The following is an 11464-nucleotide window of genomic DNA, read 5'->3' as shown; positions in this document are numbered from 1 at the left end:
GGGAACCCCAAAGAGGAGGAGTTGGAATGACGCATACTTTCAGAAAATACATGCTTGCCGCGGCCTCGGTGATTGCCCTTGCCGGCGCAAGCCCGGCTTTTGCCGCCACCGAACTGACGGTTCAGCGCTTTTTCGGCGCGTGCGATGCCGACTTCGGCACCAATACCGATGTCAGCAAGGCTGTCGGGGAATGCGGTATCATCACCTCGCTTATCAACAAGTTCAACGCGGACAATCCGGATGTGCATGTGACGGTGACGACCGTGGAATGGCCGGGTTATGACCAGCTGACGGCACAGTTTGCTGCCGGCGACCCGCCGGATATCGTCACTATCCACCAGTCGGTACTGGCTGACTATCAGTCCAAGGGCCTGCTGATGCCGCTGGACGACGTCCTGAAGTCCGTTGGCGTTGCGTCTTCCGACTTCACCGATGCCAGCTTGAACGGTGTGACCAAGGACGGCAAGATCTACGGTCTGCCGATCGACAACTGGACCATGCTGTACCACATCAACTTGGACCTTTTCAAAAAGGCCGATCTCCTCAACGCCGACGGCACGCCGAAGTTGCCGACCAGCGTTGATGAACTCACGGCTCAGGCCAAGCAGTTCAAGGAAAAGACCGGCAAGCCATACTTTGTCCAGAACCTGGCGAACGAAGTCGCGCTTTATACCCGCAATCTTTATACCTACCTGTTCCAGCAGGATTCGAACTTCTTTGCCGATCCGAAGCAGGTGAAGATCAATACGCCCGAGGCCAAGAAAGTCCTCGAGATGTACAAGGCGATCTACGACAACGGCTATACCACCAAGGATCTCGACTATGCGGCCGGCATCAACGCCTTCCTCGCAGGCGAGGGCGGCGTTCACCTGAACGGCACCTGGGTCATCGGCGACTATACGGCATCCTCCGAAAAGGCAGGTACCGCGCTGAACGCCGGCGGCTATGCCGTTTATCCCTATCCGCAGCTCTTCCCGGGCAAGAAGGCGCAATATGCCGACGGCCACAGCTGGGCAGTGTCGCAGAAGGATCGCAGCGACGAGCAGACAGCTGCCATCGGCAAGTTCCTGAAGTTCTTCCACGACAACGACTTCGACTGGTCGCGGACCGGCCACCTGCCGGCTGTCAAGGCGGTTCTGGCTTCCGATCAGTTCAAGGCTCTGCCGCATCGTGACACGATTTCGGCAATCGCCACGCTCGGCACTCCGCTGCCGTCTTCCGTCCAGCGCCAGTTTGCGATCCAGGACATTATCGGCCAGGAAATGAGTGCTGCGATCACCGGTCAGAAGGAGATCGATGCAGCGCTCACCGATATGGAACAGCGCATCAACGAGTTGCTCGCCAACATCTGAGGCTTATTCTCCCAAGCCAAGAGAGCAAATGCCCGCCGCAGTCCGCGGCGGGCATTTGCAGTTGAAGGGGGTTGGTTGGAGATTTTTCCGGTCTCAGCGCCGTTTGTCGCCGTCAAAGAAAAGCAGCAGGAAAAGCCCGCAAAGCCCTGCTGCAGCACCGATGATTGCCGTGCCGGAATAGCCGCTGACGCCAGTGCCGATCGCAAAGAGAAGGGCGCTCAGCCCCGCGCTGACAAAGATGTTGACGGATATCAACGCACTGCCAAGGCCCGGCCGCTCGGCGATCAGATCCTGCAGGTAGGTGATCGGAATGCTGATGAGTGCTGCCGCGCCGACACCACTGATGAGGGTCAAGGCGTAAACATGCCATGGCGCAGAGGCAAAGCCGAGCAACAGAAGGTACACGACATAGATGATCGTGCCGATCGCCAGCGCCGTAACGTGGCTCATGATCCGTTGGGCACGGCCCCAGACGACGATGAAGACCACCTCGAGCAGGGCAACGATGCCAACCAGGATCCCGATATCGCCGACCGTCCCGTGTGCGGGGCCCGTAACGATCAGTGGCAGGATGGCACCGTTCACGTGAAGGGTGCTGCTGATCAGCGCCACCGCGATCACGCGGACGAAGACGCGAGGTGAGATGACTTCTGCGAGTGCAGCAAGATAGGAAAGATGATGCGTGGCTGCATTGTCGGTTCCGCTCTGGCGTGGCAGGAACGCGGCGATCAGGCAGAGGCACACCAGGCAGGCAAGGCTTGCGAAGAGATAGGCGGGCAGCATGCTTGTTGACCGCGACAGGAGTATGCCGACAAACCCTGGGACCAGCACCCAGGAGAGTGAAATCATCGCTCTCACGCCCGAGTTTACCGTCGCCACGTCACCGCGTGGCATCCCGTTGGTGGTGGCTCGCACATTGGCAAAGAGCAGGGAATTGAGCGCGTTGTAGATCGGCAGCAGCAACAGCGCACTGAGGACAAAGGTTGCCTGTGTCGGAAAGACGTAGACCGCGCCATAGCCGAAGATGCCGAACACGGCGACCGACAGCATCAGCCTGCGGAACTCACCAAGTCTGTCCGCAAGATTGCCGAGCAGGATGCTGACGGTGACATTGACGGCTGCTGCAGCAAAGATCAGCGCCGAGTAGAGCCCATTGCTCAGGCCAAGCTCGCGGATCGCGATGACCGCTTGATACGGCGAGGTCGCCGCGCCGGCAAAGCCAAAGGCGAAGATCGCAAGCATGCTGACCCGAACTGTCGGGTTGCGGAATACGTCAGGCAGAAAACGGGTCATGATGGGTCGAGGGAAGGAAATCAACCGGCGATGCGGATCGAGACGCCTTAACAGGTTCGACGCGAGGCCGAAACCTGCCAGGAAAAAATCAGTCATTCCAGCGCGCCGAAAGGCGTGCCTGCGGCGTATAGGCAAAGTCGCGGTCAAAGGGAAAGACCGGCCGGATGCGTCGTTTGCTCACCAGAGCTTCGATGTCCTGGTTCACCACCCCCTCCGTCAGCGCCATCAGGTTCGGGTTGGCGATCGGCGCAAGTTCCGGAGAGAGGTAGCCCGACTTTACCACCAGCATGCGCACTGACTTTGGATCGAGCCCAAGGCGCGTGAAATCGGCGATGTTGTGATAGGGCCGTCGGCGGCCAGCAAGCACGACCGTAATCCCTCCGGTCCGTACCACCGCCTGACGCTCGTCAAAGGTACCGGGATCATCGAGGAAGACAACCTCTGCTTCCACGTGGACAGGCGAGCTCGACGGGTCAAGCGTCGCACCGATATCGAGCCCGATCCTTGCGCCCTTGCCGGCGGCAAAGCACGCCTCGACAGCCGGCCGATCCGTAATGCCGGCAAGCAGTGCCCCGTCAAACCGCCGCTCCAGCAAAGCCTTGAGCACATCAGCGCGATCCCCGACACCGCCGCCTGTCGGATTGTCGGCTGAATCCGCTAGGATCACAGGCGCTGTAGAGGCTTCCTCCGCCAGTTCAAGCATTTGTTCGAGCGGCCCGGTCACCGGCCCAAAAACAAAGTTTTCCCGCGCATTCCAATAGGATGCGGCGATCTCTTCAACTGCCCGGGCCGCCGCCTGTCTGTCGGTCGCTGTGACAACCGCGCAGGCGCTCGCCCGCGGTTCGTCCGCCCAGACATAGCCGATCATCAGATTTGCATCGAGAATGCCGGCGCGCCGGTCGATGTCGGGCAGCGTCTTGTAAAGGCTTCTTGCAGGCTCGTCCTCGGTCGAGGTTCGCTCGCCCGGCCAGAGCACCGGCGCCGGTGCCCAGGCTACACCGGGTCGTCTGCCGGATCTCAAGGCGTCGACAAGCATCGACCAGGCACGCACCATTGTGTCCCTGACGTCGATGTGCGGTGCGGTGCGATAGGCCGCGAATATGTCGAGTTGGTCGACAATCTTCTGACTGACATTGCCATGCAAATCATAGCTTGCAGCGACCACGCAGTCCGGACCGACGACGGAGCGGGCCGCCGCGATCCAGTCGCCTTCGGCATCCTCCATGCCCTCGACATTCATGGCGCCATGCATTGCAAGGTAAAGCCCGTCGACCGGCAGGACAGCCTTCAATCGATCAAGAAACTCCGCCTTGAACGCCTGATATGCAACAGCCGAAACCGGACCACCGGGCACGGCGCGTGCGTGAAGTAGCGGGAGATGTTCAACCCCTTCCGCATCGAGAAAACTGAAATAGTCGGAAGCAAGGAGATCGGCCGCACGCAGGACGCGAAAATCGTCGACCGCCATCAGCACCGGCGAATAGGTGCTGCATTCCGTATGAATTCCGCCAACCGCAATCCGCATCGTCGGCCCTCACAGTTTTGGGCTAAGGGGAACGATCGCGGCGAAGCGATGCCAGTCCTTCATCGCCCGCGGCGTCCACGCGGCCTCGGCAATTGCCGGCAACCGTGGGAAGACCAGCCGGTTGAAATAGCCGCGCGACAGAAAGTGCTCCGACCAGATACAGGCCTGGACGCCCTTCATCCTGTCCTTCAGTTCCTCCGGAAATTCACCTTCTGCCTCATAGGCATAGGTGTGGGCCGGCGGCACTGTCCCGGCCCAGCTTGCACCGGGCTCCTGAAAGGCCTCCGCCTGCACCATGTCGAGATAGTAGGCCTGGCCAGGGGTCATGACGACCTCGTAGCCTTGCCTGGCAAGATCGATCCCGACCTGCGGGTTCTCCCAAGCCATCAGCAACGTGTCTGCTGCGGCGACACCGCCGCCATGAGCCACTTCGTTCCAACCGGCCAACTTGCGACCACGGGCGCTCAGCATGTCCTTCACGCGCTTGAGGAAATAGGACTGCAGCGCAAACGTTCCTGAAATCCCTTCCTTCTCCATCAGCGCCTTGGCAAGCGGGGAGGCAAGCCACGAGCCGTTCGCCACCTCGTCACCACCGATGTGGAGATAGGAGGAGGGGAAAAGCTCGACCATCTCGTCGAGCACGTTCTCGAGGAATTCGTAGGTCGCGGGGACGGCTGGATTGAGCGCGTTGTTCGGATAGCCCTGTACGGAGTGATAGCTGTCCGGCGCCTCCTGTCCGTCGGACAGATCGGGCAGCGCCGTCAAGGTGGCCGTGCTGTGGCCCGGAATATCGATTTCGGGGATGATCTCGACGCTCAAGCTTGCAGCGTGAGCGACAATGTCGCGAACGTCCTCCTGGGAATAAAAGCCGCCAACCGGTTCGGCACTGTTGCCGAGTTGAGGCAGGAGCGGCTCATCCGGGCCCCGCAAGACGCCCGTCGTCGTCAGTTCCGGATAGGCCTTGATCTCAAGCCGCCATGCCTCATCATCCGTCAGATGCCAATGGAAGATGTTTACCTTCAACCAGGCAAGGATGTCGATCAGGCGTTTGATATCAGCGACCGGATAGAACTGCCGTGAAACGTCGAGATGGCACCCCCGCCAACCGTATCGCGGCTTGTCGGAAATTGTCCCGGAGACGGGAAAGCGGAACGTCTGTGGATGGCTGCGGGCGCCATGCAGGAGTTGCGAAAGCGAAGTCAGCCCGTATTGCCGTCCGGCAGCATCGGCAAAGGATAGCGTGATCGTCGCGGGCGAGAAGGCAAGCTTGTAGCCTTCCGGAGCTATCGTCGGATCAACCGAAAACTGCAGGGACTGGCCCTGCGGCGAGGCCACGAGATTGAAAGGTGCGTGGTCGCTCTCAAAGAGGCGCCGGCAGAGCGAAAGGGCAGTTGAGACGGCGCGCACGTCGTCAGCCGAGGATCCTTCGGCGGGATAGAGAACGACAGGAAAGCCATCGCCGGGCCTGGCGTCGATTTCAGCCGGCCACGGCTGCAACGAGAATGGAAGCGTGAGCCTGCCTTCCGGGAGAAGCATCGGCGGCGGTTCATTGACGCGACCTTCAAGCAGCAGGTCGGACACTCCAACCGTGACATGCTTGCCATCAGTCAGCGTCACATAGGCGGACTTGGCGCCATCGGTGCAGTGGCGCGCGGGCCTGTGCAGGCCACTGACGGTGAAAATCCAGCTCTTGCCCGGTTCGAGGACGAAGTCGGTTGGCGGTGCAAACTCGTGAAAATTGGCATTGCGGCGCACAAAGGTGGCATTTTCGCAGGCCTTGGCATCGATGACACGCGTCAGCGAGGTGTAGACCAGCGTGAAGCCGGAAAGCGCAACATCGGAAAGATTGAAAAGGGAAAAGGTAAAGCGGCCGTTCGGGCCACCATCCGGCTGCCACGAACTCTCCAGGCGGTAGGGCGCCACAGTCATATCTGTTCCTCTCTTGCTATGTCTTTCAGTAGTGCTCGGATTGCGAAAAGGTACGGGCAAGTTCCGCCTGACCGGCGGTCAGGCCGCAGTCCACCGGCAGGCAGACGCCGGTGATGGCGGCGGCCTGCGGGCCGGCCAGAAATGCAACGGCATTGGCGACATCCCGGGGATCGACAACCCGCTGCAGCGGGTACCAGCGGCGCGCTTCCTCAAAGACATTGGGATTGGCGGCAGCGCGCGCCTCCCAGGCCTGCGTACGCACGGTGCCGGGCGCAACCGCATTCGAGCGGATCCCGAGCTTTCCATATTCCACCGCAATCAGTTTGGTCAGATGCAGCAGTCCGGCTTTCGCCGCGCTATAGGCAGGATGGCCGAAGACGTTCATGCCATTGACGGATGCAATGTTGACCACCGAGCCCTTCGTCGCTTCGAGCTGTCCCTCGACGGCGCGGAAGCAGAGGAACGCCGCCTCGAGATTGAGGGCATTGTCCATCCGCCAGATTTCCGCAGTGGTATCGTGCAGGCTGACGGCGCGCGCAGCACCGGCATTGTTGACCAACGTCCTGACGGCACCAAGCGTCGCTGCACGCTTCGCCATCTCGGCAACACTTGCCTCGTTCGTTACATCACAGCCACAGGCGATGAAGCGTTCGGCCGCGCCCAGCCCATGGGCGGCCCTCTCGGCGGCGGCAAAGTCGATGTCGACCATCAGGATGGCATCGTGATCCTCGGCAAGCCGCTCGGCAATCGCACGGCCTATATCACCCGCAGCACCGGTCACGATTGCTACCGTCTTTGTCATTCTCTACCCCTCTCTGGCATGGAATGGTCAGTCCCCGAGCAGTTGCCGGTCATCGCCATCGCGGTGGGCAACGAGCTGCTGCTTGATGCGGCGCAGCGCTACTGCCGCCTTTGGCTGGATGGCATAGGCGACGAGGCTGGCGAGAATATCGACCGCCGCCAGATAGGCGATGCGGGTCGAGGTGGGCCGGAAGATATTGTTGCCCTCTTGCAGATCGATCGGCACGACGATTTCGGCTGCTTGCGCGACCGGGCTATTGCTCTGGGTGAGCGCGATCGTCGTCACCTTCGACTCGCGCGCAAGAGCGAAGGCACGCACGAGCTCGGTGTTGCGCCCGGTGAATGACGAGCCGATCAGCACGTCGTTCTGCTTGGCGGCGGCGGCCATCATCAATTGCATGCCGTGATCGGAGCTTGCGGTGACATGCAGGCCGAAGCGAAACAGGCGGTTTTGCAATTCACTGGCAATCATTGATGAATTGCCACCAGAACCGAAGGCATAAATCATGTCGGCGCGTGCAAGTCGCTCGGCGGCAAGCTCGATGGCAGCAAGGTCAAGTGAACGATGAAGCAGGAAAAGAGCGTTCTGGGCCTTTGTTATGATATCTTGCGCGACATCGCCCGGATTGGTGCTTTTCGGCTCAGGTTTCAGATATCGCATCCCGACATAGGCTGTTCGGGCAAGCTGGACCTTGAAATCGGAGAAGCTTTCGCAGCCAAGCCGCCGGCAGAAACGCGTGACCGTCGGCGGCGATACGTCAGCCTTTTCGGCAAGCTCGATGATCGAGGCGTTCACCGCGAACTCGAAGTCATTGAGGAGAATATCCGCGATACGGGTTTCCGAGGGCGAAAGCCGGGGCTTCTCTTCCTGCAATGTAGAGAAAATGTCCAACCGAGCTCTCCCGTCCTTTGCGCTACTGATCCTTCGGCTTATACGCGACGCAGTCGATTTCAACCTTGCAGTCGACCATCATTGATGACTGGACGCAGGCGCGCGCCGGCGGGTGGTCGCCGAAATATTGCTGATAGATGGCGTTGAAGGTCCAAAAGTCGCGAGGGTCGTCGAGCCAGACGCCGCACCGCACCACATGCTCGACGCCGTAGCCGGCTTCGTTGAGAATCGCGATCACGTTCTCGATCGTCTTGTGCGTCTGCGCGACGATGTTTCCATCAATGATCTCGCCATTTTCCATGGCAACCTGGCCGGAAACATAGAGCCATCCGTCTGCTTCGACGGCGCGGGCAAAGGGGAGGGACTTGCCGCCGGCACCCTTTTGAACCGTGCCATAACGCTTGATGGACATTGGTCGATCCTTGCAAATTATTTTCGTATTAAGTTGACAAGTCACCATAGAAAGCGGAATTTGACCAGCGAAAAACAGCATTCATGAAAAGAATTTCAATGCGGGGGAGATAATGCGCGATCCTTTCAAAAATCCGTTTCCTGCTTCGGACGCTGCCCGCCACTCGATCTGGGAGATGCTGGTAGCGCGCGATATCGACGCATTCCTGGCTGCCGACTGGTCGATGGTCGAGCATGATTTCGTCGAGGAAGGCTTCCTCGGCATCGACGGACGCAAGCAAGTCAGCCCCGACAAGTGGCGCCTGGCGTTTCCGACTTTGTCGGCCTACCGTGACGAGTGGCTGCGTCAGGCACGAGACTTTGCAACACAATCCTTCTCTGAGGACACCCGTAGCGCCATCTTCACGACCACCACGCTTGAGGACATCGAGATCGAAGGCGAAATGGCGCTGGTGCGCAAGAAGTTCGATGGCGGCCTTACCAAGGCCGATGGTACGCGTGATGTGATGCAGTGGCAGACGCTCTATTATTGCCGCCTGCATGAAGGCCGCTGGAAGATATGCGGCTTCACCGGCTACCTGCCGAACCCGATGGGCTGATCAACACAAAGGCAAACCCTTGCGCATTTTTACGGCGGCGCTCGCAACCGAGACCAATACGTTTTCCCCGATCTGCGTTGATCGGCGCGCGTTCGAGGCGTCCCTTTATGCGCCTCCAGGGCAGCACCCGGAAACCCCGACCCTCTGCACGGCGCCAATCACCGTAGGGCGGCGTGTTTGCGCCGAGAAGGGATGGGAGCTGATCGAGGGTACGGCGGCGTGGGCGGACCCGGCCGGACTGGTGAACCGCTCGACCTATGAGGGGCTTCGCGATGAGGTGCTGACCCAGCTTGAGGCCGCGATGCCGGTCGACGCCGTCATCCTCGGCCTGCACGGCGCCATGGTCGCAGCCGGGTACGAGGATACGGAGGGCGACATATTGGCGCGTGTACGCGCGATTGTCGGGCCTGATGTCCTTGTCTGTGCCGAACTCGATCCGCACAGTCATCTTACAGCCAAAAGGCTGCAGGCCGCCGACTTCTTTGTCTACTTCAAGGAGTTCCCGCACACCGATTTCGTCGATCGCGCGGAGGATTTATGGCGCATTGCCAGCCAGACGTTGGAGGGTCGATCAAAACCCGTCATGTCCGTCTTCGACTGCCGGATGATCGATGTCTTTCCTACCTCGCGCGATCCGATGCGCTCCTTTGTCGACAAGATCATGCGGCTTGAGAAGGAGGACTCTGATATCCTCTCGATCTCGGTCATTCACGGCTTCATGGCAGGCGACGTGCCGGAAATGGGTACGAAGCTGCTTGTCGTCACCGACGACAAGCCGGAGAAGGGTGAAGCCCTGGCGCGTGAACTCGGCCTCGAGCTGTTTTCGAAGCGTGGTACCTTCATCATGCCGCAGATCGACGAGATTGAGGCCGTAACGCAGGCAGTGGCAGCAACGTCCTGGCCGGTCGTCGTCGCCGACGTCTGGGACAATCCGGGCGGCGGCACTGCCGGCGATGCCACCGTCCTGTTGCAGGAACTCCTTGCAAGGGGTGTGAGAGATGTTGCGATCGGCACGATCTGGGACCCGATGGCAGTGCAGATCTGCATGGCGGCGGGAGAGGGGGCCGAAATTCCCCTGCGCTTTGGTGCCAAGTCCGCACCTGGCACCGGCAACCCGGTCGATGGCGTCGTCAAGGTCGTGAAGCTCGTCACGAATGCTGAGATGCGTTTCGGCGAGAGCTTTGCGCCATTCGGCGATGCAGCGCACATTGTACTCGACGGCATCGATATCATTCTGAATTCGACGCGCGCCCAGAGCTTCGACCCAAGCCTTTTCTCGGTCATGGGCATCGATCCGACGTCCAGGAAGATCCTGGTCATCAAATCGACCAATCATTTCTACGCATCCTTCTCCAAAATCGCTGCGGAGATCATTTACTGCTCTGCCGGAACGCCTTATCCCAACAGTCCGGCCAAGACACCCTATCGTCGGGCGCCGAAGAACATCTGGCCGATGGTCGAAGATCCCCACGGCCGCTAGCGCGGAGAGCCGTCACATGCAGCAAAATTCGTTTGCCGTCGTCGCCAAGCCGGGCGACAGGGTCGCCGACCTTTCAACGCCGCGGCCGATCATCGATGAGGAGCGACTGGCGGCAAACATTGCCCGCACGCAGGCCTACATGGACAGGCACGGCCTGAACTTCCGTCCGCACATCAAGACGCACAAGATCCCCGCGCTTGCCACCGAGCAGATCGCGGCAGGTGCCAAGGGCATCAATTGTCAGAAGATCAGCGAGGCGGAAGTGTTCGCTGCGGCCGGCTTCGAAGACATCCTGATCACCTTCAATATCCTTGGCGCGCAAAAGCTCGAGCGCCTTGGCGCGCTCAACGACAGGATCTCGGGTCTGAAGGTCGTTGCCGATAGCGCCGTGACGGTCGACGGCCTGTCCTCTACCTTTCAATCCCGCAAGCCGCTGACCGTTCTTGTCGAATGCGACACTGGTGGCGGGCGCTGCGGTGTCCAGACGCCTGAAGAAGCGAAGAACCTTGCCAAGCGCATTCACGATGCGCCGGGCCTTTCCTTCGGCGGCCTCCTCAACTACCCGAAGCCCGGCTCCGCCGAGGCTGTGCAAGCCTTCCTCGGCAAAGCACTACTGCTCTTGAACGCTGACGGCATTGCCTGTCCGATTGTCAGCAACGGCGGCACGCCAAGCCTCTTTGAGGCTCATCTCGTGAGCGCTGCGACCGAGCACCGCGCGGGCACCTATATCTACAACGATCGCTCCATGGTCCGTGCCGGCCACTGCAGCGAGGCCGACTGCGCCATGCATGTACTGGCAACCGTCGTGTCGCGCCCGACCGCAGATCGCGCTGTCATTGACGCCGGATCGAAGGCCCTGACGTCCGATCTGCTTGGCTTCTCCGACTTCGGAACAGTCGTCGGCTATCCCGAGGCGGTGATTACTGGTCTCTCCGAGGAGCATGGCGTCATCGACCTTTCAAAATGCGGCGGCAAGCGTCCTGAGATCGGCGAGAAGATCCGCATCATTCCCAACCACACCTGCGTTGTCTCCAATCTCTTCGACACGATGGTGTTTCATCGTGACGGCGTCGTCACACGTGTCGAAGACGTGGCTGCGCGCGGTCTTGTCTGGTAGGGCCTTGGGTGCAGGGCCTTGTGTGCAGGACCTTGGGTGCTTTCCCTATCAGCCTCGGTCGTGGG

At 60.3% G+C, this 11464-nt stretch carries 10 protein-coding genes; 4 read left to right on the top strand and 6 right to left on the bottom strand.

Features of this window, described 5'->3' with window-relative positions; genetic code table 11:
* The first annotated feature begins 26 nt into the window (after nt 1–26).
* Complete coding sequence (locus tag AC1DPR_RS22410) at nt 27–1352, top strand: extracellular solute-binding protein (protein WP_477817209.1); 1326 nt, start codon at nt 27–29, stop codon at nt 1350–1352.
* A gap of 93 nt (nt 1353–1445) precedes the next feature.
* Here AC1DPR_RS22410 and AC1DPR_RS22405 read toward each other — a convergent pair whose 3' ends face one another.
* From AC1DPR_RS22405 to AC1DPR_RS22380, 6 genes are read right to left on the bottom strand one after another with little or no spacing between them, the layout of a single operon-like run.
* Nucleotides 1446–2741 carry an MFS transporter gene (locus AC1DPR_RS22405; protein WP_477817208.1) on the bottom strand — a complete coding sequence of 432 codons (1296 nt, stop codon included), beginning with the start codon at nt 2739–2741 and terminating at the stop codon, nt 1446–1448.
* Nucleotides 2734–4170 carry a M81 family metallopeptidase gene (locus AC1DPR_RS22400; RefSeq protein ID WP_477817207.1) on the bottom strand — a complete coding sequence of 479 codons (1437 nt, stop codon included), beginning with the start codon at nt 4168–4170 and terminating at the stop codon, nt 2734–2736. Before AC1DPR_RS22400 ends, AC1DPR_RS22405 begins: the two co-directional genes overlap by 8 nt.
* 9 nt (nt 4171–4179) lie before the next feature.
* Nucleotides 4180–6099 carry a beta-N-acetylhexosaminidase gene (locus AC1DPR_RS22395; protein WP_477817206.1) on the bottom strand — a complete coding sequence of 640 codons (1920 nt, stop codon included), beginning with the start codon at nt 6097–6099 and terminating at the stop codon, nt 4180–4182.
* Nucleotides 6100–6124: 25 nt separating this feature from the next.
* Nucleotides 6125–6901 (bottom strand): SDR family oxidoreductase, encoded by a 777-nt coding sequence (locus AC1DPR_RS22390; protein WP_477817205.1) that lies wholly within the window; start codon nt 6899–6901, stop codon nt 6125–6127.
* A 27-nt stretch (nt 6902–6928) separates the two neighbouring features.
* Nucleotides 6929–7792 carry a MurR/RpiR family transcriptional regulator gene (locus AC1DPR_RS22385; RefSeq protein ID WP_018858434.1) on the bottom strand — a complete coding sequence of 288 codons (864 nt, stop codon included), beginning with the start codon at nt 7790–7792 and terminating at the stop codon, nt 6929–6931.
* 22 nt (nt 7793–7814) lie between these two features.
* Nucleotides 7815–8204: a RidA family protein gene (locus tag AC1DPR_RS22380; RefSeq protein WP_477817204.1), complete on the bottom strand. Its 390-nt coding sequence runs from the start codon at nt 8202–8204 to the stop codon at nt 7815–7817.
* 112 nt (nt 8205–8316) lie between these two features.
* On the opposite strand from AC1DPR_RS22380, the gene AC1DPR_RS22375 reads away from it, so the two are divergent.
* Genes AC1DPR_RS22375 through AC1DPR_RS22365 form a run of 3 tightly spaced genes read left to right on the top strand, consistent with a single transcriptional unit; the run spans nt 8317 to nt 11399 of the window.
* Nucleotides 8317–8802: a hypothetical protein gene (locus tag AC1DPR_RS22375; protein WP_062376155.1), complete on the top strand. Its 486-nt coding sequence runs from the start codon at nt 8317–8319 to the stop codon at nt 8800–8802.
* A gap of 19 nt (nt 8803–8821) precedes the next feature.
* A complete protein-coding gene (locus AC1DPR_RS22370) occupies nt 8822–10282 on the top strand; it encodes a M81 family metallopeptidase (RefSeq protein ID WP_477817203.1) in 1461 nt (486 codons plus the stop codon).
* A gap of 16 nt (nt 10283–10298) precedes the next feature.
* Nucleotides 10299–11399 (top strand): D-TA family PLP-dependent enzyme, encoded by a 1101-nt coding sequence (locus tag AC1DPR_RS22365; RefSeq protein WP_477817202.1) that lies wholly within the window; start codon nt 10299–10301, stop codon nt 11397–11399.
* The last annotated feature ends 65 nt before the right edge of the window (nt 11400–11464 follow it).

This window comes from Rhizobium sp. 01T417 (assembly GCF_056398905.1).
The sequence above is the reverse complement of the archived record's forward strand: the minus strand, read 5'-3'. Positions and strand labels throughout refer to the sequence as shown.

Excerpts from the sequence above, each read along its gene's own strand:
- AC1DPR_RS22410 (WP_477817209.1), top strand. The coding sequence starts at position 27 with ATGACGCATACTTTCAGAAAATACATGCTTGCCGCGGCCTCGGTGATT.
- AC1DPR_RS22405 (WP_477817208.1), bottom strand. The coding sequence starts at position 2,741 with ATGACTGATTTTTTCCTGGCAGGTTTCGGCCTCGCGTCGAACCTGTTA.
- AC1DPR_RS22400 (WP_477817207.1), bottom strand. The coding sequence starts at position 4,170 with ATGCGGATTGCGGTTGGCGGAATTCATACGGAATGCAGCACCTATTCG.
- AC1DPR_RS22395 (WP_477817206.1), bottom strand. The coding sequence starts at position 6,099 with ATGACTGTGGCGCCCTACCGCCTGGAGAGTTCGTGGCAGCCGGATGGT.
- AC1DPR_RS22390 (WP_477817205.1), bottom strand. The coding sequence starts at position 6,901 with ATGACAAAGACGGTAGCAATCGTGACCGGTGCTGCGGGTGATATAGGC.
- AC1DPR_RS22380 (WP_477817204.1), bottom strand. The coding sequence starts at position 8,204 with ATGTCCATCAAGCGTTATGGCACGGTTCAAAAGGGTGCCGGCGGCAAG.
- AC1DPR_RS22375 (WP_062376155.1), top strand. The coding sequence starts at position 8,317 with ATGCGCGATCCTTTCAAAAATCCGTTTCCTGCTTCGGACGCTGCCCGC.
- AC1DPR_RS22365 (WP_477817202.1), top strand. The coding sequence starts at position 10,299 with ATGCAGCAAAATTCGTTTGCCGTCGTCGCCAAGCCGGGCGACAGGGTC.